Here is a 23,442-nt window from a genome sequence, read left to right as displayed (position 1 = left end):
AAGGCTTGGACTGATGATGAGTGGGAGAGGTTTGAAGCTCCTTATGGTCGGGACATCTGTGGTACCCCGGTAGATATTTGGGGGCGGCCTTTGGATGCTTATGGCCAATCGCCTGAAGATTAATGCTCTTTGCTTTCATGGTCATTCAGCTTAATGCTGGAGTTAAGCCGCCAACTCAAGTTGGCGGTGTGGTTTAGGATTTTATAATTGAGTCACCTCCTCGTTTTACTGCGGACTCCATAAACTTTCCGCCCCTCTCTCCAGCACCCTGTACCCCCTTGGTGCCTTCAGCTAATCCGCTCAGCACACTTCCGGCCTTAACTCCTGCCCATCCTATAGCAGTCATCCAAAACGCAGGAAGGACTATGAACATTGCCCCCATGACAAAATTTAGTATCGCATCTTGAGTTGTAGTATTTAGCCCCATCACCGGGTCAAATGACATGTGAGGAGATCCGGAACCATACAGAGCGTCGATGACAGTACTATCGACCCATCGGGCGAGTTGGAACCAGAAGTCTACGAAGATCAGCGCAAACATGGTGACAGACATTGTCATCGCTACTTCAAGTCGATAAGCGCCTATGATCAGCACAATTGGAATACAGATCACCAGCGCCATTTTCAAGAAAGCCATGACCATCGGTAGGGCTTGTCGCACAACGTCCATACCGGGGAAGTAGGCGAGGGAGCCTAATGCAACACCGAGCGTGCCTGCGCCGCGCGCCATACCGTTCCAGATCGTGCCATCAATCTGGCCGCCATAGTCGGTGTAGACATTGCCGCTGACCTGGCTGGATGGCGACACGATCTGCCGAATCATAGAGTCGGTCACTTCCTCTTGGGACAGCCACTTTGCCCACCCGAGGAACTGGTTCAGCAGACTAGGATCGACTTGGGCTTTCAGTCGGTCCCGCAGGCCGATGGTCCCGTCTGACCACCACTGTTTGCAAGTGGGGTATCCCCCACCACCGGTAACCTGGGGCATGCCGTCATCTCGTTTCGTGTCATACGGCCAGGATGTACGGGGTGTTCTGGAGTAATCCGTGTCGTAGTAACCAGCCGTGTTCAGCAGGTAGTGGGAACCGATCCAGTTCAGATCCTGAAGGGCCTTCTGGTCCTTGGCGATCGATGCAATGTCGGGCTGACGCATAAACAAGCGCGCGCGGGAAGGACCGAAACAATCGTGGGTGAAGTCTGCCACCTCCTGTGCGAGCAGGGGATTGTCGATTCTCATCGCGTCGACTTCCATACGCATCTGCCTGAGATCTGTACCGCATGGGATTGCTGCAACAGCACCGCTATTCAATCCCTTGGACAGCGCGTGTACGAGGGCCCACCACACCGGCACCTTGGCGCTCTTGCCGGCCAGCGAACTGAATGTCGTGTTCCAGCCGGTCTCCGAGGGTGCCGGCGTCAGCACCTGGCACTGCGTCCCTCGCGACTGGTCGAACTGCAGAGTGTCAAACCCCACCGAGATGGCTGGCACAGCACAGAGTGAAACGACCACATACCCGACGTACAACTGGGTTTCGATGCGCGCCAGGGAGAGCACCCCCTTGTTGCCCTCGTCAGCACCTTCTCCTCGTACCTTGATCCATTCACGGGCCACGACGATGATAAAGGGCAAGGCGAACAGGCCCGTGTCCGAAATCATGTCCCAGATCCCGTTGTTAATGATCCACCCTACCAGGGTGAGGTAATACTCGAGGTAGTCATTCGTGTAGAGCGTCATAGGACCTCCGACCAGGTGATTGGCGCTTTCGAGATCTCAAGGATCACGAACAACAGGAGTACCAGAGTCTCAATCCGCTGAACCCCCTTCGATGCCTGCTCTACCTCGGTCTCAGGCAGGCGCGCTTTGAGCTTCACCCAGGCGAAGACGATGCTGCCGTAGAGAGCAAGTCGCCATAGCAGCAGTGGCAAGTAGTTCCCCTCGCGCCACTTCAACCAGGTGTCGAACACGCCCAGATGATTGACCGCGATGATGCCGAGCAACACGCAGAGCAACAGCATCACCACACTCAATAACACGCCTTTCAGGAGGAGTTTGAGAGGGTGGATTTTTTTCTCGGCATCTTCGGACATGATCACTCCTCGCCGGCAGGCTTCTGCAGTTGAAGCAGGCGATCCTGTTCAGGCGCCGCTTCGTAGATCGATCGGGAGTTTTCGGCGCGTGACCTGCTGCGCTCGATGATCTTCATCGGGGAGTTGTTGGCGAGCTGCTGTCGCATGTCGAGCTCGGTCTTGAGGTTGGTGATGAGTTGCTGGAGCGTGTCGACCTGGCCGAGTGTGGCCTCAACGGCCAGCTTGTTCGCATTCACGTTGGGTTCCTTGCTGCCTGTAATCAGCATGCGCTGCAGCAGCAGACCCTTCTCAAGGACATCCGCTAGGGCAACCTCGGATGCCAGGCGGGAGGCCAACACCGCCTGATCTCGCTCGTCACGAAGAGCTGTAACTACGCCGCGGGTAATGGGGAGGGAGTCGCTGCTTGCCTCACGTAGCTTCTCGGAGGTGATCTGTGTCCCGGGCTTCAAGAGCTCCTGCAGGGCAGCAAGCTTCTTGTCGTATGTTTCCTGGATCAGCGGCGTTAAGCCCACACCCGGAGTCGAGGTGGTGGTGCAGCCTTCACAGGTCTGCAGCTGCTGCTCACCCAGGACTCGGTTTGCGAATTGAGCGGCTTCGGTCGGAGATTCCCAACTGCCGCAGACCAGTCCATTAGAGCAGCTGGACTGCGGGATGCTCGAGGTGTCCTGAGCTGCGCGATTGTTGAGGAGGTTGTATCCCGCTTTGGCGACGTCTCCAACCACCTTGATGGGCTGCTGCCCATTCCCACCGGCCTGTTTTCCGCCGACCCACGTCACGCCATTCGATCCTGGTGCTTCTTCGACCTGGTCGACGACTGCCACGGCATCGTTGCTGGTTGCCAGGGCTTCCCCCATCTTCTGACCCTCGGCAACCTTGCCCCACCCCATCTGGCCGCCTGCAATGTCGGCCATCCGTTCGGCCATCGCCCGACAGGTTCCCTTCGAACGGTCGTAGTCGAGGCGAGCTTGCAGGATCCCGTTAGTCAGCAGGTTATAGAGGGCGGGATTGGCTCGTTGCAGAATCAGTGCCGGCAGTGATGTTACAGCGCCGGTCGCGTTCTGAATGACGCTGCTCATAATCTGCTGGAAGCCCTGGGTTGCGCCGTTCAGCTGGTTTTGCAAAGTGTTGCTGAGGTCCATGTTTCCGCAGACCAGGTTGTTCTGCCAGCCGGCGCCGACGGTGATGCTTTCCATCTGGCCAGCACTGCCCATCTGAACAGCGCTGCCACCGCCGATACTGTAGAGCACGTCGTCCCCGATCACGCTGCCCTGGGATTCTACCTTGATTGGGTCAGCGGCCTCGGCCATGCACCAGGTGCTGCTCATGCCAGCTGCGAGCATGATGGCGATGGTTATTTTGTTCATATAGCTCTCCAGGTCATATCTCATTGGAAGTCAGTGCTGCCCAGGAAGGTCTGGCCCTTGCGCTGGCAGCATGAATAGGGCCTCCACAGGGCCCAGGCATAGGCCTCGTCGATGGCTTCGGCATCAGGGCCAGGGGAGGGGAACACAGCACAGCTTGGGCTCATGGTTGGAGTGAGTTGTTGCCATTTGCCGGTGCTGGCGTCCCCTTCAATCAGCTCGCCAGCGGGCCAGTAGCCTGGCTCCATCATCCCAAGCATCGGCTGGTAGACATGGGGTTGGCCGTTGCGAGTAGTGATGTCTCCCGCGCGCTGCGCGATCACTGCTGCTGCTTTGAAATCGTCCGTTTGATGAATGAAGCCGCTGCGTGGGTAGACGCTTCCCCACAGGTCGCCAGAAAGCGTTCCTCCGACTTCGCGCTTGCCCGGTACCAACGCCTCTGGATAGACAGATTCGGGGACACCGTAGCGCCATGCGAGAGTGTCCAAGGTGCTGAGCATGTAGGGGACCAAAGGAGTCGTTGCACCATGGCAGGAGTAGCCCATCGAGCTGACGAACCTGCTGAATACTGCAGCTCCGGGATGGCCTATGACATCAGCCTCCTTGAACTTCGTGATGTTGTTTTCGGCGATGTGGTTGGTGGTGCCATCGTTGCCGGCCTGCGCTGTGGCGTTTGGTGCCCCCATCGAGCTCACCTCAGCCCATGGGTTCTCTCCGGTGTTGGCATAAGCCGATACCACTGCGTCCGGGACGTAGTGCCTGACTTTGGTCGAGGTCTTCACCGTGCATCCGTACGGCGTACAGAAGAGCCAGTAGCAGATGCCAACCACTTTGTATTCCAGACAGGTAGGCGAGGTGGTGGAGGCGAGAATCGCCGCCGAGCTGATGGCTGCGGAGGCTGAGAAAGGTAGCGCCGAGGTTAGAAGTCCAGCTAATGTGAGTCGCGAGATTCGCTTCATTACCGTCCCCTTGCCTGGTTGATTGCTTGAACGGCTGCAACCACGTCGGGTTGGCCGTACACCACATACCGGCGATCGACAACGATTGCCGGCACCTTTGAGACCCCGACACTCCAGGCATCGGCATTGCCCTGCTGAGCGGCAACCAGCTGCTGCATAAGGGCAGCTCCGGCAGGCGTGCCCATTAGTTGCCTAGCGGCGAGCGCGGCTTGGTGCGGGTTGGGTGGTAACTTCCTGGACAACTGCTCCTCGATGCGCTGTTGATCATCGAGCTTGATGACACGCACATCTGCCGGTACCGAGGTGAGTGGGTGCGCCGCGTCAGTGATGGCCCAGGTCTCTGCATGCGCGGTACCGGTGGCCAGCGCGGCGACGAATAACGGGATCACTTGCGATGAAGGCGGGGGGATATTGAACATGAGGCTGCACCTGAAGTGGGGACGGGTACAGGAAAACGGAACGGCCCGCCAGGCGCAGTAGTAAATAGATATTTGACGGCACTTGGATTTCTTGGTGAATCGTCACACGGGCGTAAGCAAAGCGTTTTCGGTCTGGCAGGTTCCTTTATGTGGCTCCATACTGCCCGGATTGGCACTTACACTGGAACGGACATGCGCAACAGAGGACAAGTATTCTGGGAGTGGGCCGATCCCGATCTGCACTTCAGGAACTTCGATGAGCGGATGGGCGACGGCTCCCTCATTAACATTCAGGTGCGGGTCTCTCGCGAGCACCTTACTCAGCTATTTCTCGGTATCTATGCCCTGGATGGAACGCTTCTACTCGAAGAGGGCCATATGGACTGCAAAGGACAGACGATGACGGCTGCGATGACCTGGGCCCTTCAGCGCGCTTACTCTTGGATGGAGAATCATAAGTCCTCCGACTGATGAACGGTTGATGGCATTTGAGTGGCACTGAGGTATTTTCTACCCTGGCTAAACGAACGGAGTGGCTTAGCTATGGACGCCATACCCACCAACCAAGAAGTGGCAGCCATTCTCGAAATTGATGAGTCATCGGTTAAGGAGTTTCGGCAGGAAACCCATCGCTTGCAGGACGGCGCGTGGTTAATCCAATTTGCTTATTGGATGCCCAAGGAGCTGCGCCAAGGCCTCACAGGTAGTTTCACGCTGACTATCACACTTCCTCAAGATCCTCTTGATCGTCGAGAGCGTCAGTGACTTGCGGTCACTCGGTTTCTGATGGACAAGTCCTAGCACCGGGTGATCTTGTTCGGCGTATTACTGCCTCCAGGACATCCCGCTGCAGTTCGCAAATGTCATCGTTGAGGTGCATCACAGCTGCCGAAAAACCGGTAGCGTCATGTTGGTCGGAAAGCTGCTGATAGAGCTTTTCAAGTCGGACGCTCAAGCAGCTATGTCTGCTGGCGAATCCCTGTAGATCCATCATCTCATTTACCTCTAAGAACGCATTGACTGTGACAAAGATAGGGGCAAATTCGTTCCTCTTCGTACTGTTTTCAACCCCATAGGTCTCAACTAGTGCAATCATTCCCCGTCATCGGCAGGCAGTTCGACTAGATTCATGTCGCGTTCCAGCCGCAGCTCGATCACGGACCCAGGGGCGGGAGCGTACCAGTCGACGATCACAAATTGTCCTTTACCTGTGGCAGAGTCGTACTCCTTGAGTAGACAGTCGTCATCCCATTTCTGCAGAGCCCAGCCTAACTCATCATGCGTGGGTAGTTCTTCTCCGGCCGGATCAAGCTGAAACCATCCGTGACCCAAGCCTGCGCTGGGAAAGAACCTGCTTGGCAGGTTGCTCTCGTCGTCATTGTTGTCGGTGCGCGAAACTGTGAGTTTGATCATTACTCTGACTACTCCTTGCGCTAAATGGCCTGGGCGGCGAGGGCATCAATGACTGACAGCAGCGTGTCGCCTTCCACCGGACCTTCCAGCCGAATGCTCAGGCCAGTCAGACTGTCCGCGACCTCGATCGTGGGAGTTGCGGCTATGCCGCGGCTCCTTGCCAGTGCCAGCTGCCGATCAACCGCTGCATGCACATCAGGGTTCGTTTTAGCGCAGTGGGAAAGATCCTCGGCCGAAATGTCGGGTAGCTCCAGTTGATCTGTGAGCCCCTGTCCATTACTTCGTGTGCGAAGGAAGACCTGGTCGATCGCTTGCCAGAATGCCGAAGCTCCCCCTATCGATCCCGCACATTGAACTACCCGGGCTTCCGATAGTGCTGCAGCTCCGTGGGTCTCGAGAGGGAAGTGATGCCAGGCAAGCTTTACATTCTCTTGATCGCTCACCCACCGCTTCAGTTGAGGGGTGTATGCCCTGCAATAAGGGCATTCGAGGTCGGCGTACTCAGTGATTACCCATCTGGCATCCGATTGCCCGAAATACCAGGTCTGATCTGGGCTTCTGGCATTCGAATTGGTTGCGAGCTGCCACCAGGCGCCTAATCCTGCGATCACCATGAAGACGAACAAGGTGAGGTTAAGCCTACGCTTAGGCATGCTCTCCCCCAAACTCATCAGGATGGGCTCCAGGCTGGCCGAGTTTCTGCAAGGCGACTTGGAGATCCTGAATGGCCCCATCAGGTTGGGGATGCTGCTTCAGCCACTCATTCAACACGGACTGAACCAGAGGAATGATGTCACGACGATCGAGGGCGTTATTTTTGATCTGTTGCAGCTCGTCAATGAGCACTGGTGCGCAAACCGACAGTGACTGGAGTGTGTCGTGCCCGGGCTCTTTGAGCAGCTGGGTCAGGCTATCAATGATGTTCTGGGTCAGAGTATTCATGACTCTCATGCCACGCGCTCCACGGCCTTCTTAGGTTCGGGAAAGGAAATGGGGAAGGGGGTAATACCGCGTTTGCGGTCCAGATCTGCAGCCACCTGCAGCGCGGCGTGTAATTCATCGCATCCGAGCGCCTGCATGATTTCGTAACGTTGTCGTTTTTCTTCCGGCTCTGTCATGGCCAGGGCAAGGCACAAGCTGGGTGGCACCACCCGGAACAGCATCTCGATCCGCTTGGCCAGGACGATGCCCTCAGTGAACTTGCCGTTCTCCTTCCGTGCCGAGAGCATCATCGTCTTCTGCGCGGGCGTGAGCTCACGAAAACGCGCGATTTTCTCCACCTCGTCGGGCGGCATGTTCAAACAGATCCACCACTCAATCATGTTGAGCAGTGCGGATGCTTCTGGGGGGATGTCGTCGACGTTCTGGGTTGCCATCCAGTACCAGGCCCCCAGTTTTCGCCACATTTTGGTGATCTTCACCGAATAAGGGGAAAGCAGTGGCACCTTCAAGGGGATGTGGCCTTCGTCGGTGAAGGCAATCAGTGGCCGACCTTTGAACTGGTCCCGCTCCGCGATGTTGTTGATGGTGTTCAGTAGTGAGATGTAGGCGATAGCCATCTGGGCCTGATAGCCCTCACGCGCGTAGGTGGCCAAGTCGACGATCGTGATGTCCGCTTCCGGCCAGGCGGTACCAGGACGATTGAACATTTCAGCCTCGGTACCCATGGTGAACATCCCCATGGCCTCGGACATCTCCATGAATCTGTTGCGCCGGATTTCAGGGAGCTTGTCGTCGCTGGCCATCGCCTGCAGCGCTGCGCTGATATCTTCAGTGAGCACTGGACGGTTCTCGCTGACACACAGCTCGGCGGCGTTGAGGATGCACTGGCGGATGGCACTGCGGTCAGCCCGAGTGAGTCGAGCATCTTCCTTGGACTCGCCGCCTGTGATCATCAATCGGGCAGTGATCTCAAGCTCGCCCAAGATATCCCTCTGCTCGTCTTCCATCCCCGCCAGGGCGTCGGCCAGGTGTTGGTCCGAGGCATCCACGTCCGAGGCATTCAGGACCTTGACCTGGTCCTTGTTTTTGACGAGTTGCACCGCGTCTACAAACGGGGCGAGGCTCACACCGCTGCCTGGGGCGAGCCGTACCCGGTTGACGGTCAGGCCGAGCCGCTTGGCGAAATCGCCCAGCAGACCGAAGCTGTTGCCGGCCTCTATGATGAAGAACCTTGGACGGTATAGCGCGATGGCTTGCATGATCAGGTAGTTGGCTGTGGCCGACTTACCCGCGCCGGTAGGGCCGAACAAGAACAGGTGGGCGTTCATCTGACGGTCGAGCTTGTTCAACGGGTCGAAGGTCAGCGTTGCACCTCCCCTGTTAGACAGCGTGAAGCCTGGATTACCTGTCCCAGTGGAGCGCCCCCATACGGGGGCCAGGTTCGCGATGTGCTGGGTGAACATCAGCTGGGTGTACCAATCCAGGGCGCGGTTTTCATTCGGATCGAAGTTGCAGGGTAACCACCGCAGGTAGCTGTTCAGGGGAGCTACCTCGTCCTGAGGCTGGACTGGCTGCATGCCGGCGCCGAGGAGAACGTTGCACAAGCTGGTCGTGCGCTCCTCGAGCACGGCTTTATTCTGCCCACGGAGGAAAAAAGCAACACTGCCCCTGTAGAGCTTGTGCTTGCGCCCGAGGATGGACCGTGCCGTTTGTACGTCATCCCGCGTGTGGCTGGATGCCTGGGTGTCGCCGATGGCCTTCCTGGAGAGTTGTTCAAGATGCCCTTCCAGCAGATCCTGCGGGGTCGGCACCATGGTGATGCACAGCGCGGTATCTTCAGGTAGGCGGTCGAACAGCGAGTTCAATGAGTCTGCCTGTTTGGTCTCACCGGTGAGGTGCCCGGTAAGGGGGGCATTTTTCAGGCGATCAAGTATCACAACTCGGTGTGGCATGCCGTCGAACGACCAAAGGCCGCTGTCGACATCCGACCGAGGTTCTCGGAAGAACAGGTTCTCGGAAAAGTCGGTACCGCTGGCCACCGGCAGCTCACCCTCATCGAGCTCGCAGGTTGGTTGACAAACTGTGTCGTAGAATCGACGGATATCCCGATCGGTGGAGCCCAGATGATCAGGGTATGGGTTGAACCAGCCAACGAGCCAGCGCTTGATTGCATGGCCATCCATGCGTTTGGTTGAAACGCCGGCGTTGGCCAGGGAGCCTTTGAGACGATCACAGATTGCCTTGAGGTAGGCGGCAGGCTCCTGTCCCCGAACCACGAGGTCCTGTTTTCTCACCCGGCGGTACACCACCAGGCGGACTTTCCGGGTCTGCCCACGCCACGGGAGGTTGCTGACTGCTGTGTCGACAAACAGCCCGCCCGGCTTCGAGATGGATTCGAGGTGGTGGCGGAATAGCGCAAGATACAACTTGGTGAAATCCGTGTTGTCAGCTCGAGGCTGAACGTAGGCCTGGAGTTTCTGTAGGTAGTCACTCCAGTCCGTTTCGTCTTGGGCATAGAGCTGGACCACCCAGTGAGAACTCTCCAGCTCATCGAAACTGTCCTGAAGGACGCCTTGCAACGCATCGCGAGCTTGTTGAAGCCAGTCGTCGGAGCGCCCCTCTGTGCCGATCGGGACCAACTCGAAGAAAGCCGCCCTGGAAATGCCATCCTCGAGGAGCATGGCCTCTTCGTTAGGGAGGTATTCTGCCCATGGCAGCATGTCCACGAACGAGGGGTTGACCTCGTACATCCTCGACACGTCAGCTTTCGTCGCCGGCCGACGTTTAGGGTTTTGCCAGTCGATAGGTGAAGGGATGCCCATGGACTCCAGGCGAGCAATGTACCGGTCATTCGCAGCCTGGCGCTTTTCCTCGTTGAGCGCCGTACTGCCCGTTGCGGAATAGTCGTCGACTAGGTCGGAATCGGTTGTTGTCTGGCTGAGCACGGGCTCGATATGCGTTGCAGGGCCTTTGCCCAGCAATTTGCTGAGGAACTCCATCAGTACTCCTCCGTCCGCTCGCCTGGCATGGCGTACTGCACGCGTTGATACATCGGAAACACCGTCGTGTAGCCGGGGACTGGAACCGGATCTGTACCAGCCAGGTGCGGGAACACGTACATGACCAGGTCAGGGTTCGGCAGGCGCTTGAACTGGCTATAAATTTCGTTTTGGGGCGTACGGTTGAAGGCGTCAGCGCTTGCCTGTAAGCGAGCCACCTGAGCCTCATCGAGCGGTCGGCGAAGCTCTTGGCGCGCATCCAGCAGCATTCTGCTGTTGGAGCTGCCAGAGCTCCCGCCAGACGTGCCGTGTTGCCACACGTCCATCATGTTGGCTTCCCCGTGGGGGAGCAGCTCGTCTTTGTCAGTCGTGCATCCGCCTAGAATGAGGGCGAGCACGAGCCAGGCCCCGGCCTGCAGGCGGGGCTTAGTCCAGGTATGCGGATACATGTGTGGCTCCGGCGTTGTAATCGACCTTGCGGCCTTTGATCTCGTAGTCGATGGCGAGCTGCTGGTCCAAATGGACGGCGACTTTCGCCCCAGGCTGGACGTATATGGCGGCGAATGCTTCGCCGTAGAGTTTGTTCATCCATGAGCGGATATCGCTCACCCCGCCGGTGAGGATGGAGCCCATGGCGGAGTTCCCCGAGGAGCCCGTGGTACCGAATGACGTACCCCCGCTGCTGAAAGTCGTCGAGTTGTTCTGCTCATCGGTTTTCAGCAGCTTGGCGATGCCGGCTCCTGCGGCTGTCACCAGGGATTGGTTGGTCAGGTATTCCTTGGCGTTGGAGCGGCGTTCACCGGATATGCAAGGGATACCATAGGAGTCGCTGATCCAGCCGAGTCCGCCCTGGATCGCAGGTTGCCCGCTCCCGTTGCTACTGGCCTGGTTGTTGTTTTGGCTGCCGTTGGCCTCTTCTGCCGGCGCAGGGAACGACCGGACCGTGCCGTCGGCGAATACGAAGGTCAGACTCCGCACTTGCCCACGCACGCAGGACAACGTCCAGTCGCCCGAGGCGGTACCGCTGGCGACGGCACCAACGACATCTGGGAGCTCGATGCCGTTTGCGGTCAGGTTATCCGGACCGATCAGGACCTTGAAAGGGAAGGGGTCATTGACTGTTCCATCGATCGGGACCCGGCCAATGAGCGCCGACATGGCTACCGACCCCATCAATGTCGAGTTCTGGGGGAGGGTGTAGACTTTGCGCACTTGTTTGCGGGCATCCTGAGTAGACATCTCAGCTCCAACGTTCTGCGCCGTCGCGCTAAGAACGGTCTGGCCTTTATCCAGGGTGCTGCCAAAGCTGGTAGGAAAATTGAAGCCGCTGGCCGCCTGGGCGGAGCCGGGTTGAAGTGGCTTACCGTTAGCGTCTACGGCAGTGGCATCGGTGGGCTCAACCCACACGAGACCATTGGACTTTGTACCTTTATCGAAACCCGCGCCGTCACCGGGTTGCACGCCTAGCCCGATGGGGAGATCTTGTCCAGCGGCATTGGGGTTCTGTGACAGGTTATCCAACTGACGCTGGAACTGGTCCAGCAGGCCCATGCTCTGATTCTTAACTTGCTCCTGTAGCTCGCCTTTCGCGGTATTCAGCTTGCTGTCGACATTCTGGTCTATGCGCGAAAGCCGGAGCTGGAGCTCTGCGTTCTGGTCCTTGATTTCTTTGTTGTCGGTCAGCACCTTCGCGATCTGGTCTTTCACCTCCCGGCTTTCAGCGACCACGGTGCGGAGGGTGTCGGCGGGGGTGTCACCGTCCACCCCAAGCTTGCGTGCGGTGTCTCCTCCGATCGTGATCGTTTCTTCTTCAGGAGCCTTTACCTCTGCCTTTTTACTCCCCCCCTTGAACGCGATGATGAGCGCGCCGATCAGCACGGGGATGAGCAGGTACTTGAGGAGTGGATTACTTTTCAGACTGCCCACGGCGCCCTCCTGCTTTCGGATCAATTTGGCTGACCGACGACGGCAGCAGGGCGTCTTTCAGCCCCTTTCCTTGGGTGACCAAGTAAAGCGTGGTGGTATCGCTGGCATTTCCACGAGCCCCGAGGTATGGGTGCTGGAATGTCGCAGTGGTGAAGTTGCCCATCAGCTCTGTTGCATTCATCGTCAACTGCTGGGTACTCAGGTTTCTGAGTTTGACCGCTGTGACATAGCTGTTGTCGAGGCGCCAAGCCCCCAGTACCGATGCCTCCACCGGCAACACTGGCAACAAGGTGCTGAGGTCCAAAGCGCGATCAACACGCACCTGGCTAATGCCGGCGACAGGCTCAACGGTCCGGAGTGGGGCGTACAGCATTTGCGCCGCGTAGCGGGTCAGGGCCACCGGCGCAGGAGTCTCATGTCGGGGCGCCGGCGGAACATCCTCTTCCTCCGACGTCGCAGATCGCTTGGTCGGAGCTTGCGCTGAGGTGGTATCGCCGTAGAAGGTGGAAGGGGCCGCACCGGCAACGATCTTCGCGGGCTCGAGCTTAGCTTGGCCCTCTGTCGCTGGTGTCGCGGCAATGTCCACCAACATGATCTCGCCAGTGGCCACGTTCTGCAGTTGCAGCCTGGTCGGTGGAATTTCCTGGTTGGCCAGCAAATAGACGGCGCCGCCGGTGCTCTGGACCCGCAGCTGGCCCACAAGCTGCGGGGGCATGCCTACGCGTACGTTTTGGTCGACGAACACAATGCGCTCTTGCCCGACAATCAATGGGATCGCCATTGGAATGCGGTCCCACTGCATCAGCTCGACCGCTTTCACATCGGCGACCGTGAAGAGGCCAAGAGCAAGGAGCCAGATGCGGACATTCATGGCTTCACTCCAACGGCTTGCAGATCGACCTCGATGCGTTGCGGGTTGGACGCATAGCAGTTCCACATCAACCCAAACGGATTTTTCTCCGGGTTGACGTCAGCCCGGACGATGGACAGTGGATAACGGGTCATTGCACGCTTAACCCGCTCCCCGTTCACCGACTCGTCAGCGAGCAGGTCCAGGTTGACTGTCCAATCGTTGATTCCGATTTCTTTCACGCGCAGCACGCCAGGGTCGGTCAACCCGTGGCCAGGGATTTCTGAGACATTCCGTTCACGGCGGCGCAGCTCACCGGCGTTACGGCGCATCTCGTAGTCTTTCTGCAGGTACTCCTTGCAGCTTGGGGTCACGTAGGAGGCCAGACGCTCGATGTTGTCCTGGTAGTCGTCGTCCCCGTTCTTCTCCCAGCGCTGCATCTGCTGGAAGATATAGAACCCGAAGGCATACACGTTCTCTGGTGGCACCTCCCACCATTTGCGTGTACTGCCGGAGCGGAGGTCCGGCGGCACATGCACGGTCAGGTCTTCGGGGGCTTTGTGCCAGCCGTAGAACGCAAATAGACTGACTGCGCCGAGCACAATGACCGCGATTCGCAAGCTGAGGATGTGTGCTTGCTGAGCATCCACTCGTTTTCGAAAACTCATGAAGATCCCTACTTTCCTGTACGACGGCATGCCCACGCGCCCTTCCAGATGACCAACTGGGGGCCACCGAGGAAGGAGAGGTGTTGAGCCTTGTAGAATTGGAGCTGGCGGTAAAACCATGTATCCGGTCGGCCACGCTTCATTTTCCGGAGGATCCGGCTTGCAACGGTCAGGCCCAGAGCCCCACCGACAAGAGCGCAAGCAATGAAGAGAGCTGGGTTGCCGAACAAGAACGACACCGGGATGCCCAGAAGCACTCCGGCCCCCCACAAACACCGACCGTTCCCCACATTTCATCTGCAGTGAGGCCGCCCATGACGATGGGCTGTCTATTCAGGTTGTGGGGAAGAAAGTCGAGCGTTCCATCTTTCAGGTAAGTGGTCTCAGCCATGTTCCATCACCGGTTAGAGAACGCCAGTTGCCTTGGTCACCATGAAAATGCCTACGCCGATCAGGCAGACACCGACCACGGCGGTGAGGCCCAGGTCTCGCCACTTTTTCTTGCCCTCGTGGATATCGTGGTAAACGCCGTAGGCATGGGAGGCGACCCCAACCATCATGGCCCCGAGCAGGATGAGCCCGATTAGCATGAACCCGTCGTAACCATAGTTCTGCATGGTTTGCAGCCAACTCGTTCCCTCGCCGCGTGTTGGGGCTTGTGCTGCTGGTAAAGCGGCAGCGGCAACGAGTGGATGCAGACCCATAATCAATGCGGCGGCGCTGGTGAGTGACTTGGTTATGGTGCGGATAGACATCGGTTAGCTCCTTGGCTAGCTGAGAACGAGTGTGGCTAGGATCAGCAGCAGGACGATGACCTTGACGGTCGATGCGGCTGCAATGTTTCTGTCGATGTTTTGGGTCGCCCAGCCTCGGTAGATGCTGTACAGCGCCCAAGCACCCCAGAGGGTCGACAGTGCGATAACGGTGCCTACGAACAGCACGGTGCTCGCCTGTGGGGTGACGCCGCTCGCAGCGTTGAAAGCTGCGACTTGAGTGCCGCTCATACTCATTGCATGCGCCCGCCGGTGAGGGTGTATTTGCCCGCCAGCTCTGCCGGATCCCGCGGCTGTGCTCGACTTGGGGTCAAGTAATCTTGCAGGCCCTGGCGAACCCGCTGGATATCGCCGGCTAGGCGTTCATAGTCGAAGTAGTAGCGCTGGCCAGGTTCACTGGCGATCGTGGCGCTGCGTCGCGCCGAGTCCTCCAGCGCATTCAGTTGGCGGATCATCACCTCGATGTTGGCTTGTTCGGATGCGCCGGCAGCCAGGGCGTTGGGCATGAGTGAAAAGCAGCCGCTGACGCTGATCAGCGCGCCAATTAGGATTCGGCGAGGAGATGCAAGGAGGAGGGATGGCTTGTTCACGGCTGTGCTCTGGCAAGACTGACTATGGGCGTCAGGATGCCGAGGCCAGGGGCTGGACTGCCTCAAGAAATACTTATCTGGGCTCCGTAGAATTTTTTCTCGAAGCAGGTCACGCTTTGGTAAAGGAGATGGATCCACTTTGGTGGGGCAACTGAGCGGTCCCGACCAATTACAAAGAGCCGAAGTTAAGCCAGGATGTAGGCATACGGAAAACTGATCTGTGGGGAGTCTTATGGTGCGGAAAACTACCACCTCGCCGGCGTTTGAAGCTTGGGTGTCAGACTATCTAGGTGCGCGTTTCCGAGATGAAGGTTGCTACGACAAAGCGATCTTGGCCGCCGAGATGCTGCAGCACCGACGAGAGGTCAGCTCAATGGAGCTTGTCGAGATGGTCAGGAGGGCCAACGCCATGATGGCCCTGCTCCCAGGACATGAGGATGAAGCCTAGAGCGCCGGATTGCTCGGGCTACTGACCCGGGTTGTAGAGAACTGCTAGCTGATTAGCTCAAGAATTTCCTCCAGGCTTTCTACTACACGCACATCCGATGCGGCATTCAGAGTGGAAATGGACGGGTTCACCAGAAAGCCTTGGCTGGCCCGCCGCAGCATGTTGAGGTCATTGAAGGCATCACCAACCGCTACGACCTGCTGCCCTTGGGCTAGGGCTTCGTTGACATGGTCTTCCTTCCCTTTGCGTGGGTAGTAGTCGCAGCCCGAGACAATTCCTTCGTTATCAACCGTCAGGTGGTGGCACAAGATTGTCGGCTCGCCCAGCTTGTGCAGCAGTGGAGCAGCCAGCTCATGGAAGCAGTCAGAGATGATGTTGACCCGGTAACCGTTGGCCTCCAAGGTCTGCAGAAATGACAAGGCGCCCGTGAAAGGCTCGATCGCTACGAGGATGCGCTGGAGTTCACTCAAAGTGATTCCATGCTTGCGTAGCAAGACGATTCGCTGGCGCATTAGCGCTTCATAGTCAGGAATTTCCCTGGTCGTAGCGAACAGCTCTTTAATGCCTGTCCGTACCGCAATTGCCGGCCACAACTCAGGTACCAACACGCCTTCTAGGTCAATGCAGGCCAGTTTATCCATGCGCTCCATCAGCGTGCCACTCCAGGCAGCACTAGGCTCACGCCCAGCCCGATGAGCATCGTGCCAATCACCTTATCAAGAATATGCTGCTTGGCGAGCATCCGCTGGCGCAGGGCCTCGGCCGAGAAGAAAAGGGCAACGAAGCTGAACCACACCCAGTGTGAGAATGACATGAACAACCCGTAGGCGAAGTTGGTCGCTAGGCTGTTGCTGAGCTGCACCACTTGGCTATAGGTGGCTACCACGAACAGCATGGTTTTCGGATTCAGCGCATTTGTCAGAAAACCCATGGCGAACGCCCTGCTGTTGGATGGTCGCGGGCCATTGGCGGTACCCACTTGCAGGTTTGACTTGCTCGTCAGTGACTTCCATCCCAGGTATATCAGGTAACCCGCGCCTAGGCCTTTCATGGCCATGAATAGCACTGGAGAGTGGGTGATAATAAGGGCGATACCAAGCACGGTATAGAACACATGCACTTGCACGCCGCAGGCAATCCCGAAGGCAGCCATGAGCCCGCTGCTACGCCCATAGGCGTAACTATTGCGGGTGACCATCGCGAAGTCCGGACCTGGGCTGATCACTGCAAGGATGGTGATCGCGGCTACGGCTATTAATTCGTTCATGCAAGGACTCCAGGCGGCATGGGCTAGCCATGCCGCAATAACGTTCAGCGTTTGCTGAAGGTGATGACAAGCACATCCCGGTAGCCTGGCTGCAGCGGGTTGAGCTTGATGATGGGCGTAACCCCATGCATGGTCTGTTCATCGTTGACGATGGCTGCCTCCATCGCCTCGGAGAGTGTGTACTGACTGAGGGGGCGTTTGTGGCGGTCAAAGATGCTCGTTTCGCCGTTAACAACATTGACCCGATTAACCATCATCATGAATACGAAGTTCACGCCGTCACGGTGCACCCCTTCCGGAGTGGGCGAGGCCGCTTGCTCCGACGCATTGATGCGGAACTGATGGACCTCAATGTGCCAGTTGTAATACGGCGCTAGTCGGCTGAAGGTCGTGCAGCACAGTTCCAGTGCTGCCGTCATCACTTTGTTCTGCGTGATACCTGCCTCGACCGGGGCGAAGTGGCGGGCAATGTCGCCGTTGAGCGGGTTGTAGTTCAAACTTTGGTAGTGGGGCTGATGGGCCTCAAGCTTCGGAGAGATGCTGCCAGGCGTAGCACTGTAGGTAGCATGGCGACGAAAGCGATAAGTGCCACCGTCCCTCATGAACATGTCTTGCTCCAGGCGGTTCCAGCTCTGTTGAAAGTCCGTCCAATCTTCCAGTACGTCCGGTTCGATAGCGCTGAGTAGGCCCGCGATCTTACGTGAAGACACGATGGCGAAGTCTTTTTGCGCTACGATTTCACACAGATTGTGAACAGTGTGTTGGCTCGCGAAATAGAAGTCTTGTTGCTGGATTTGCGTTGTGACCCGGTCCATAGCATCCATCAGTAAATCCTCCGTGCTGGCCGAAATTGGGCAGGTGCGCAGCGGAATGGAGCATCGCAATTTGGCCGACCGATGAAAAACGATTTATAGTCGACGTAATCTGTGAGAGATCATCGTCTATATGAAGCTGCCAGCCCTGACGTCTTTTCACTTCTTCACGGTCGCGGCCCAGACCGAGAGCTTCGTTCAAGCCGCGCGCCTGCTCCATGTCACACATGGTGCGGTAAGTCGCCAGGTGAGGCAGTTGGAGGAAGCTATTGGCATCGAATTGTTCGAGCGCCGCAACCGGGCGATCTTTCTCAATGACGCGGGCAGGGAGCTTTACAATGTCACCCGTCCCTTCTTTGAACAGCTCGAAGGAGCCCTCCACCGATTGCAGCGCGAAGCCCGCGAAGAGGTGTTGGTAGTGTCCTGCGAACCGACCATCGCGATGAAATGGCTGATTCCTCGGCTGCCGGATTTCCATGCGTCACACCCGAATCTGCGATTGCAATTGCTCGCTGCTGGGGGACCCATCGATTTCACTCGTGCAGGCGCAGACGTCGCGCTACGTCGAGACGATTTCTATTGGGGGGAGACCATTCACTCCGCGACGATCTGTGAAGAATGGATCGGGCCGGTTTGCGTCCCTGCTTTGTGGACGGCGGGTCAACAATTCGATGACGTGCGCCTGCTGCGAAGCACGACTCGACCCCTCGCTTGGGACAATTGGATGCGGCTGGCAGATGTCGTCCCAGCGGGGGCGACATGGGTGGAATATGAACATTTCTATCTTTGCATCCAGGCAGCGGCGGCGGGGCTGGGCGTCAGCATGGCGTCCTTCCTCATGGTGCAAGATGAATTGAAATCTAGACAGCTTATTGCCCCATTCGGATTCAGACGAGACGGCTCAAGATATTGCCTATTGTCCCCCCGTCCTTTTGATGAGAGCTCCAAGTGCAAGATATTCCTTGATTGGATCACCCAGCAAATGGCAGAAACCATTCAACAGTGCAGAGCGTCTTACTAGTCGGAACAGGATGCGCTTTGTATCTCGCCTCGCAAGTACGGATCGAGTGCCTGTTTCCGCGATCAAGGACAGCCCAGCTACGATCACTTGAGGCAGTATCGAATTTTCCTCGACAGTTTTAGTTGCCCCGACGCTCGCGCTTGAAAAAGAGCAGATATCCCACCGGCATAGGGAAACCGTAGGACCAGGCCTGGGCATTTTGATTGCCCACCTTAATCTCGCCTCGGCACACTGGCTGTGTGCTGACGAGTTCCCAGCCTTCAGCGCCGAGCACGAGCATCTTCTTCTGCAGTTGCTCCTCTTCGGCCAGAAGAGACGCAACGTCGGGCTCCAATGTCTGTTCCGTGCTCTTGAAGATCCAAGCGCCGCTAGTCGCGTTTTTGAATGGGATAGCGACGTACTCAGCTCGGTGTTCGAATTGCTTGCTCATAATGACTCCTTAATGCAATCAACCGCGCGCTTTACGCGCCCCAGGTGCGAGAGCGTCGAGATAGCGTTCCATGATGGACAGCACCAGACTGTTGATCGCGAGGATCTTCATCGCTCTGGTAACGGCCACATACAGAAGGTTCAGTTCATCATCTCGTCGACCTGTATCGATATCAGGTGAGAGCGGATCTGACGTGAAGTCGTCAAAGAGCCCGACAAAATCCCACTCCAGGCCTTTCGACTTGTGGGCAGAGGTTAGGGTGATAGTTGCGTCCAGCTCCTTGTCCACCGTGCATGAGCGTAGAGCCAAGATTCGCTGGGGCAGGTCCGGGTACATGTTGATGATCTTGATCGAGCGGATCATCTCGCTGTCCTGGCTTACCTCGGCGATTTCTATGTACTGGGCATAGTCTCGGTAATCACGGAACAGCTTTTTGTTCTGGACTAGATCGCGCTGTTGGCGACTGAAATAGAACAGGTCCTCGAGGTCGCGCACGGAATAGCTGTCGATACCGCCAACCCAGTAGATTTTGGGCTTCTCGGTGACAAGGCACAGTGCGTTTTCAATCACCCCGATGACGGTTCGATGAATGTATGTCCTGTGCGGCAGCCCGATCGGCAGCGCCTTCTTCACCAACGTCTGCTCGCCCAGTCCCTGCAGCTTCCTGGTTTCTCCCTTGAAGGACAGGATGATGTTGGCGACGTGGGCTACTGCGGGTCCAAATCTGAAGCTCTGGGTCAGGTAGTGCTTTTCAGCCCCGGCCATCCAGCTGGCATTTAGAGCGTCTTCCGCCCCTCTAAAGCGATAGATTTGCTGATGACGATCACCCACGGTTACCTTGCGAATACGCTGAATGCGCACAATGTCAGCTATAACGGGGTTGACGTCCTGTCCCTCATCGAGCATGACACAGTCGAAGCGCTGGCTCAGGTCGGGTTTGCTCAACTGGTACAGCTTCAGATATCCGTCATGCGTGATCTGCACCGCTGTGTCCTGCAGGTCAGTCATTCGCCTCCAGACGTCCATCGCTGCTACGAGCGCCTGTTTCAGGTAGCGCTCCTGGGCGGAGGTAAGCATCGGGCGGTCACGGAAGCGGGGAAAGTGACAACGCTCGATCAGATCGTCGGCGCTGGCCATGTAGTTGTTCAGGGTCGTCAGTACGTCTCTGACCAACTCCCAGTCCTGTGTATCAATTGCACGGGCGATATCGGTCAGCCGCAGGTTTTTGGTCTGCTTATGGCTGAACTGTGTGCCATAGACGGCGTAGGCCAGGCCGTGTGCGGTTTTGTTCACCACGTTGCGCGGAAATCGGCCCCGCGCGGCGATCTCGACCGACTTGTTGTAACAGAGATAGAGAATCCGTAGACGGGAGTGGTGTTGCGCATAGCCCACCAGCGTTGTGGTCTTGCCACTGCCAGCGCCGGCCTGGATAAGGAGTTTCGGCTCATCCGACTGGATGATTGGCGACTGCTCGTGTGTCCATTGCATCGTTCTCTTCCTCACAAATACTTCTTGAAGCTCGCGGCCGTAATGCTCACGGATACGCCAAGCAAGGCAGCGCAGGGGAGTAGTACCAGCATGGGGCTGATGCTGATCGGGAGCGCCAAGTACAAAGTCCAGGGGAAAATAGCCAACGGCATCATCGTTGCCCTGGCCTTGTGGTACAGGTAGCTGGACTCTCTGCCGGCACCAAATTTACGGAGGTCTCGCCGCACCAGACCGTCGACCAGGCCTGTGAGTGCGGCCATGGCAAAAAGCGGTACCGTCATCAGCAGCACGACCAGCCGCACGCAAAACACCAGGACAGTGAAGAGCGCAGCCAGGGCGTAGTTTTGTACCGTTGAGAGGCTCTGCGCTGCCCAATAGCGCATGTCCAGCTCGTTGCGGGGACCGGCTTTAGCGATCGACTCCATGCCTTGGACCCAACTAAGCATCCCGGTCTTCACGACCAGCCAGTCGTAAGCTTGAGTCACCAGCCAGGTCGCGGTGCGCCCGGGCTCTTGCACGACAGCGCTATGGACCAGCCCCTTGGACAACCAGCCGACTTCGCTGACCAGCATTTGCTGGCCGTGCCGCCACCCTGCCTCTGGCCAGAAGAAGTACAGGCATACCCAGTCGACCACGATGGCGAGAAACAGCGAGCTGAACATCACGCCGATGAAGGTAATCGGGAACCAGAAGATCTTGCTGAACAGCGATTCCTGTCGCTCTTGCTGCTGTTCGGCCTTCTTTGAAACGTCGTCTGCCATTGGCTACACCTCAAGCTGCATCATCGATGGCCACCTGGCGGAAATCTTCAACCAGGTCTTCAGGCAAAGCTGATTTCAGCTCTTGGAAGCCAGGGGCTTCCCACCAGTCGCTCGACGACGCCGCCGATCGGCGCATGCCGGCGGCCAGGTCCTGCAGGTTGCCGGGCATGACCTCGTCCGGGTCATTCGCAGGAAGCGGCATTCGAATCTTCCAGAGATTTCCCCCCTCAATGAGCGCGAAGGCCTGCCCCTTGGGTAACCCGACCACGTGGGCGGGCTCAATCATCGGCACACTTGCAAGCTGCACCTGGTCATGGGCGCTCGAGGTGAATGCGGTTTTTCCGTTGACCGAGTCGTTCGCACTGCTCGCTGGCGTGCTGTTGTAGATCTGCACCTTGGGCAGCTGGTTGGTCAGCAGCTCGGCGGTTGCAGTTTCGCGGACGCGGAGCATGAACAGGTTGTTGAAGTTACCGATCACCTGGCCAGCCTTGGCTTTCGAGCCAATCTTCGCCTCGACGTCGCTCACGGTCTGGGTATAGGCGGTGACCTGTATGCCGGCGCCGCCACCTTTGTTCACCATGGGGATGAACTCGTCCCCGATCAGTTCGTTGAACTCATCAGCGTGGAGATTGATGCGAACCTTGCCACCGGCCATATGGCCGGGTAGACCATCATCGATACCATGCTTGTAAATGTGGCCGGCGACGGAGACCAGGTCGCTGAACATCGAGTTGCCCACCGCTGCCGCGACCTCGGTGTCGGACAGCGCGTCCAGACCTATGTAGACGACCGCTCGCTTCCGAATCACTTGCATCCAATCGAAAATCGGTCGCTGGTCAGCAAGATCCAGGTAGTCGGGTGCGAGGAGTTCAGCGATACGCCCAGTGGTGAGTTTCTCCAAAAGTGGCAGCAGGGACGCGACGATCTTGTCGAAGTAGGTCTTGTCGTAGCGCACGGCGCTGCGCAGACCGTCCATGACGGAGTCGTTGATGCGTTTCTGGGTGAGATACATGTCGATGGCCACGACGCGCAGCGGGCGGTCTTTCATGGCGAAAGACAGGTTCTTGCGATCGATCTTCCCTTCAAGCTCGACGATGGTTTGCCAGGCCTTGGGATCATGTTCTGCGAAGTACTTCTGCGCGTACTCGATGAACAGCTCGTCGATGTTGATGACGTGACGGCGGATCTGTTCGTAATCAGGGCGACGACCGAGCGCGACCAGAGACTGGGCGATGATGTTGACGAAACGCCAGGCGAACTCTCGAAACGCTGCAGAGTTGCCCTCACCGGAAAGCTGGCCAGCGATGCGAGTGGCCACCTCACTGATTCGTCCGAAGCGGCCGATGGCGTTGTAGCGTGCGGAAATATCTGGCCACCCCAGATGGAACACGTAGAACTCATCAAGGCGCCCGGCGCGCTTGCACTCGACGTACATGCGCTTGAGCAAGTCAGCATCGCCTTTCGGGTCGAAGACGATCACGACCTCGTGGTCGGCCTGCTGATCCGCTTGCCGTCGCCGGCTCCAGCGATGGGCGGTTTGGCTCCTGCGTCCCATACGGACGCGCGGTCCGCGTCGATGCGTTCGGCGAATGTCCTGCGTGATAAATACTTCAGCCAGGCGAGTCTTTCCCACCCGTGTGGTTCCCAGCACCAATGTATGGCCTACGCGCTCCCCGAGGGGCAGGCTCACGTTTTGCTCATCAGGCTCGATTCCATGCAGTCTCGGCAGGCCACCTACTGGTGGCAGAGGCCTAGCGGGGTTCCAGTTGGAGTCCCAGCCAGTGAGCTTGGTGATCAATTTCAGCGGGAACGGGGCGAACTCCAAGCGCTCCTCCAGCCAGCGCGCCCGCACATATAGGTTCGTCGGTTCGACGTAAGCCGCGAACTGGGGAAGGTAGGTGTCTGCCAGGCGCTGTGTGTGCTTCTGTGTCCACCGGAATCCGCGGCCTATGAACAGGCGCTCGTTGCTGATCGGCATTTCAGCGCTGGTCATTGTGTAGTGAGGAAGCCGCCTGAGGTTCGCCTGGTAGCGTAGGACTCTCCGCGCCTGGAGCAGCCGAATGGTGCCCAGATAAATAAAGCCCAGGGCGGCGACAATCCCGAATAGTGGAGTCAGTGCAAAAGCCCAGGGAGCGCCGATGCAAAGCGCAGCTGCCACATAGCAGACTGCAGTGCTGAAAAGCTCCACCGGAGGCCGGAGCAGGGATTCAAGGGTGTATGCTGCCAT

Annotated in this window: 26 protein-coding genes and 1 pseudogene; 3 read left to right on the top strand and 24 right to left on the bottom strand. The window is 57.7% G+C overall.

What is annotated here, in order from left to right; translation table 11 throughout:
- Positions 1–193: 193 nt before the first annotated feature.
- From E6B08_RS23810 to E6B08_RS23790, 5 genes are read right to left on the bottom strand one after another with little or no spacing between them, the layout of a single operon-like run.
- Positions 194–1,735: a conjugal transfer protein TraG N-terminal domain-containing protein gene (locus E6B08_RS23810; protein ID WP_136916208.1), complete on the bottom strand. Its 1,542-nt coding sequence runs from the start codon at positions 1,733–1,735 to the stop codon at positions 194–196.
- The gene (locus E6B08_RS23805; RefSeq protein ID WP_136916207.1) at positions 1,732–2,088 is read right to left on the bottom strand and encodes a hypothetical protein; all 357 of its coding nucleotides are present in this window, start codon (positions 2,086–2,088) and stop codon (positions 1,732–1,734) included. The genes E6B08_RS23810 and E6B08_RS23805 overlap by 4 nt, the downstream gene beginning before the upstream one ends.
- A gap of 2 nt (positions 2,089–2,090) precedes the next feature.
- Positions 2,091–3,452: an integrating conjugative element protein gene (locus E6B08_RS23800; RefSeq protein WP_136916206.1), complete on the bottom strand. Its 1,362-nt coding sequence runs from the start codon at positions 3,450–3,452 to the stop codon at positions 2,091–2,093.
- Between the two features lie 20 nt (positions 3,453–3,472).
- Positions 3,473–4,408: a TIGR03756 family integrating conjugative element protein gene (locus E6B08_RS23795; protein ID WP_136916205.1), complete on the bottom strand. Its 936-nt coding sequence runs from the start codon at positions 4,406–4,408 to the stop codon at positions 3,473–3,475.
- Complete coding sequence (locus tag E6B08_RS23790) at positions 4,408–4,827, bottom strand: TIGR03757 family integrating conjugative element protein (RefSeq protein WP_136916204.1); 420 nt, start codon at positions 4,825–4,827, stop codon at positions 4,408–4,410. Before E6B08_RS23790 ends, E6B08_RS23795 begins: the two co-directional genes overlap by 1 nt.
- 192 nt (positions 4,828–5,019) lie before the next feature.
- Here E6B08_RS23790 and E6B08_RS23785 point away from each other — a divergent pair, with 192 nt between their 5' ends.
- Both E6B08_RS23785 and E6B08_RS23780 read left to right on the top strand, forming a co-directional pair.
- On the top strand, positions 5,020–5,298 hold the full coding sequence (locus E6B08_RS23785) for a hypothetical protein (protein WP_136916203.1): 279 nt from the start codon (positions 5,020–5,022) through the stop codon (positions 5,296–5,298).
- Positions 5,299–5,370: 72 nt separating this feature from the next.
- Positions 5,371–5,592: a hypothetical protein gene (locus E6B08_RS23780; protein WP_136916202.1), complete on the top strand. Its 222-nt coding sequence runs from the start codon at positions 5,371–5,373 to the stop codon at positions 5,590–5,592.
- A 327-nt stretch (positions 5,593–5,919) separates the two neighbouring features.
- Here the strand turns inward: E6B08_RS23780 and E6B08_RS23775 are convergent, their stop codons facing one another.
- From E6B08_RS23775 to E6B08_RS23705, 15 genes and pseudogenes are all read right to left on the bottom strand, one after another.
- The gene (locus tag E6B08_RS23775) at positions 5,920–6,240 is read right to left on the bottom strand and encodes a hypothetical protein (protein ID WP_136916201.1); all 321 of its coding nucleotides are present in this window, start codon (positions 6,238–6,240) and stop codon (positions 5,920–5,922) included.
- A gap of 20 nt (positions 6,241–6,260) precedes the next feature.
- Entirely contained in the window at positions 6,261–6,911 is a 651-nt protein-coding gene (locus E6B08_RS23770; RefSeq protein WP_238349259.1) for a DsbA family protein, read from the bottom strand.
- Positions 6,886–7,191, bottom strand: coding sequence for a hypothetical protein (locus tag E6B08_RS23765; protein ID WP_136916200.1), 306 nt, complete (start codon positions 7,189–7,191; stop codon positions 6,886–6,888). The genes E6B08_RS23770 and E6B08_RS23765 overlap by 26 nt, the downstream gene beginning before the upstream one ends.
- Positions 7,188–10,181: a conjugative transfer ATPase gene (locus tag E6B08_RS23760; RefSeq protein ID WP_192938587.1), complete on the bottom strand. Its 2,994-nt coding sequence runs from the start codon at positions 10,179–10,181 to the stop codon at positions 7,188–7,190. The genes E6B08_RS23765 and E6B08_RS23760 overlap by 4 nt, the downstream gene beginning before the upstream one ends.
- Positions 10,181–10,630: a TIGR03751 family conjugal transfer lipoprotein gene (locus E6B08_RS23755; protein WP_136916199.1), complete on the bottom strand. Its 450-nt coding sequence runs from the start codon at positions 10,628–10,630 to the stop codon at positions 10,181–10,183. Before E6B08_RS23755 ends, E6B08_RS23760 begins: the two co-directional genes overlap by 1 nt.
- A complete protein-coding gene (locus E6B08_RS23750) occupies positions 10,608–12,107 on the bottom strand; it encodes a TIGR03752 family integrating conjugative element protein (protein WP_136916198.1) in 1,500 nt (499 codons plus the stop codon). Before E6B08_RS23750 ends, E6B08_RS23755 begins: the two co-directional genes overlap by 23 nt.
- Positions 12,088–12,978, bottom strand: a complete 891-nt coding sequence (locus tag E6B08_RS23745) for a TIGR03749 family integrating conjugative element protein (protein ID WP_136916197.1) — start codon at positions 12,976–12,978, stop codon at positions 12,088–12,090. Before E6B08_RS23745 ends, E6B08_RS23750 begins: the two co-directional genes overlap by 20 nt.
- Positions 12,975–13,625, bottom strand: coding sequence for a PFL_4703 family integrating conjugative element protein (locus E6B08_RS23740; protein ID WP_136916196.1), 651 nt, complete (start codon positions 13,623–13,625; stop codon positions 12,975–12,977). Before E6B08_RS23740 ends, E6B08_RS23745 begins: the two co-directional genes overlap by 4 nt.
- 8 nt (positions 13,626–13,633) lie before the next feature.
- A pseudogene (locus E6B08_RS31390) lies at positions 13,634–14,016 on the bottom strand (TIGR03750 family conjugal transfer protein).
- 13 nt (positions 14,017–14,029) lie between these two features.
- Positions 14,030–14,329, bottom strand: coding sequence for a TIGR03745 family integrating conjugative element membrane protein (locus E6B08_RS23730; protein ID WP_238349367.1), 300 nt, complete (start codon positions 14,327–14,329; stop codon positions 14,030–14,032).
- 66 nt (positions 14,330–14,395) lie between these two features.
- A complete protein-coding gene (locus tag E6B08_RS23725; protein WP_023628666.1) occupies positions 14,396–14,635 on the bottom strand; it encodes a TIGR03758 family integrating conjugative element protein in 240 nt (79 codons plus the stop codon).
- Positions 14,632–14,949, bottom strand: a complete 318-nt coding sequence (locus tag E6B08_RS23720; RefSeq protein ID WP_416194412.1) for an RAQPRD family integrative conjugative element protein — start codon at positions 14,947–14,949, stop codon at positions 14,632–14,634. Before E6B08_RS23720 ends, E6B08_RS23725 begins: the two co-directional genes overlap by 4 nt.
- 531 nt (positions 14,950–15,480) lie before the next feature.
- The gene (gene thrH / locus E6B08_RS23715) at positions 15,481–16,086 is read right to left on the bottom strand and encodes a bifunctional phosphoserine phosphatase/homoserine phosphotransferase ThrH (RefSeq protein ID WP_136916193.1); all 606 of its coding nucleotides are present in this window, start codon (positions 16,084–16,086) and stop codon (positions 15,481–15,483) included.
- The gene (locus E6B08_RS23710) at positions 16,086–16,703 is read right to left on the bottom strand and encodes a LysE family translocator (protein WP_136916192.1); all 618 of its coding nucleotides are present in this window, start codon (positions 16,701–16,703) and stop codon (positions 16,086–16,088) included. The genes thrH and E6B08_RS23710 overlap by 1 nt, the downstream gene beginning before the upstream one ends.
- A 44-nt stretch (positions 16,704–16,747) precedes the next feature.
- The gene (locus E6B08_RS23705) at positions 16,748–17,527 is read right to left on the bottom strand and encodes a 2OG-Fe dioxygenase family protein (protein ID WP_136916191.1); all 780 of its coding nucleotides are present in this window, start codon (positions 17,525–17,527) and stop codon (positions 16,748–16,750) included.
- A 121-nt stretch (positions 17,528–17,648) separates the two neighbouring features.
- Between E6B08_RS23705 and E6B08_RS23700 the strand changes: the two genes are divergently transcribed.
- Positions 17,649–18,536: a LysR substrate-binding domain-containing protein gene (locus E6B08_RS23700; RefSeq protein WP_136916190.1), complete on the top strand. Its 888-nt coding sequence runs from the start codon at positions 17,649–17,651 to the stop codon at positions 18,534–18,536.
- A 118-nt stretch (positions 18,537–18,654) separates the two neighbouring features.
- Here E6B08_RS23700 and E6B08_RS23695 read toward each other — a convergent pair whose 3' ends face one another.
- The 4 genes from E6B08_RS23695 to traD are packed head-to-tail and all read right to left on the bottom strand — an operon-like array spanning position 18,655 to position 23,442.
- Entirely contained in the window at positions 18,655–18,966 is a 312-nt protein-coding gene (locus E6B08_RS23695; protein WP_136916189.1) for a hypothetical protein, read from the bottom strand.
- Positions 18,967–18,984: 18 nt separating this feature from the next.
- Positions 18,985–20,454 carry a UvrD-helicase domain-containing protein gene (locus E6B08_RS23690; protein ID WP_136916188.1) on the bottom strand — a complete coding sequence of 490 codons (1,470 nt, stop codon included), beginning with the start codon at positions 20,452–20,454 and terminating at the stop codon, positions 18,985–18,987.
- A gap of 11 nt (positions 20,455–20,465) precedes the next feature.
- Positions 20,466–21,215, bottom strand: a complete 750-nt coding sequence (locus tag E6B08_RS23685) for a TIGR03747 family integrating conjugative element membrane protein (RefSeq protein WP_136916187.1) — start codon at positions 21,213–21,215, stop codon at positions 20,466–20,468.
- Between the two features lie 10 nt (positions 21,216–21,225).
- The gene (gene traD, locus E6B08_RS23680) at positions 21,226–23,442 is read right to left on the bottom strand and encodes a type IV conjugative transfer system coupling protein TraD (protein ID WP_136916186.1); all 2,217 of its coding nucleotides are present in this window, start codon (positions 23,440–23,442) and stop codon (positions 21,226–21,228) included.

The organism is Pseudomonas putida (assembly GCF_005080685.1).
In the GTDB taxonomy this organism is placed as follows: domain Bacteria; phylum Pseudomonadota; class Gammaproteobacteria; order Pseudomonadales; family Pseudomonadaceae; genus Aquipseudomonas; species Aquipseudomonas putida_V.
This window is presented reverse-complemented; position numbering and strand designations above follow the sequence as displayed.

Excerpts from the sequence above, each read along its gene's own strand:
- E6B08_RS23810 (WP_136916208.1), bottom strand. The coding sequence starts at position 1,735 with ATGACGCTCTACACGAATGACTACCTCGAGTATTACCTCACCCTGGTA.
- E6B08_RS23805 (WP_136916207.1), bottom strand. The coding sequence starts at position 2,088 with ATGTCCGAAGATGCCGAGAAAAAAATCCACCCTCTCAAACTCCTCCTG.
- E6B08_RS23800 (WP_136916206.1), bottom strand. The coding sequence starts at position 3,452 with ATGAACAAAATAACCATCGCCATCATGCTCGCAGCTGGCATGAGCAGC.
- E6B08_RS23795 (WP_136916205.1), bottom strand. The coding sequence starts at position 4,408 with ATGAAGCGAATCTCGCGACTCACATTAGCTGGACTTCTAACCTCGGCG.
- E6B08_RS23790 (WP_136916204.1), bottom strand. The coding sequence starts at position 4,827 with ATGTTCAATATCCCCCCGCCTTCATCGCAAGTGATCCCGTTATTCGTC.
- E6B08_RS23785 (WP_136916203.1), top strand. The coding sequence starts at position 5,020 with ATGCGCAACAGAGGACAAGTATTCTGGGAGTGGGCCGATCCCGATCTG.
- E6B08_RS23780 (WP_136916202.1), top strand. The coding sequence starts at position 5,371 with ATGGACGCCATACCCACCAACCAAGAAGTGGCAGCCATTCTCGAAATT.
- E6B08_RS23775 (WP_136916201.1), bottom strand. The coding sequence starts at position 6,240 with ATGATCAAACTCACAGTTTCGCGCACCGACAACAATGACGACGAGAGC.
- E6B08_RS23770 (WP_238349259.1), bottom strand. The coding sequence starts at position 6,911 with ATGAGTTTGGGGGAGAGCATGCCTAAGCGTAGGCTTAACCTCACCTTG.
- E6B08_RS23765 (WP_136916200.1), bottom strand. The coding sequence starts at position 7,191 with ATGAGAGTCATGAATACTCTGACCCAGAACATCATTGATAGCCTGACC.
- E6B08_RS23760 (WP_192938587.1), bottom strand. The coding sequence starts at position 10,181 with ATGGAGTTCCTCAGCAAATTGCTGGGCAAAGGCCCTGCAACGCATATC.
- E6B08_RS23755 (WP_136916199.1), bottom strand. The coding sequence starts at position 10,630 with ATGTATCCGCATACCTGGACTAAGCCCCGCCTGCAGGCCGGGGCCTGG.
- E6B08_RS23745 (WP_136916197.1), bottom strand. The coding sequence starts at position 12,978 with ATGAATGTCCGCATCTGGCTCCTTGCTCTTGGCCTCTTCACGGTCGCC.
- E6B08_RS23740 (WP_136916196.1), bottom strand. The coding sequence starts at position 13,625 with ATGAGTTTTCGAAAACGAGTGGATGCTCAGCAAGCACACATCCTCAGC.
- E6B08_RS23730 (WP_238349367.1), bottom strand. The coding sequence starts at position 14,329 with ATGGGTCTGCATCCACTCGTTGCCGCTGCCGCTTTACCAGCAGCACAA.
- E6B08_RS23725 (WP_023628666.1), bottom strand. The coding sequence starts at position 14,635 with ATGAGTATGAGCGGCACTCAAGTCGCAGCTTTCAACGCTGCGAGCGGC.
- thrH (WP_136916193.1), bottom strand. The coding sequence starts at position 16,086 with ATGGAGCGCATGGATAAACTGGCCTGCATTGACCTAGAAGGCGTGTTG.
- E6B08_RS23710 (WP_136916192.1), bottom strand. The coding sequence starts at position 16,703 with ATGAACGAATTAATAGCCGTAGCCGCGATCACCATCCTTGCAGTGATC.
- E6B08_RS23705 (WP_136916191.1), bottom strand. The coding sequence starts at position 17,527 with ATGGATGCTATGGACCGGGTCACAACGCAAATCCAGCAACAAGACTTC.
- E6B08_RS23700 (WP_136916190.1), top strand. The coding sequence starts at position 17,649 with ATGAAGCTGCCAGCCCTGACGTCTTTTCACTTCTTCACGGTCGCGGCC.
- E6B08_RS23695 (WP_136916189.1), bottom strand. The coding sequence starts at position 18,966 with ATGAGCAAGCAATTCGAACACCGAGCTGAGTACGTCGCTATCCCATTC.
- E6B08_RS23690 (WP_136916188.1), bottom strand. The coding sequence starts at position 20,454 with ATGCAATGGACACACGAGCAGTCGCCAATCATCCAGTCGGATGAGCCG.
- E6B08_RS23685 (WP_136916187.1), bottom strand. The coding sequence starts at position 21,215 with ATGGCAGACGACGTTTCAAAGAAGGCCGAACAGCAGCAAGAGCGACAG.
- traD (WP_136916186.1), bottom strand. The coding sequence starts at position 23,442 with ATGGCAGCATACACCCTTGAATCCCTGCTCCGGCCTCCGGTGGAGCTT.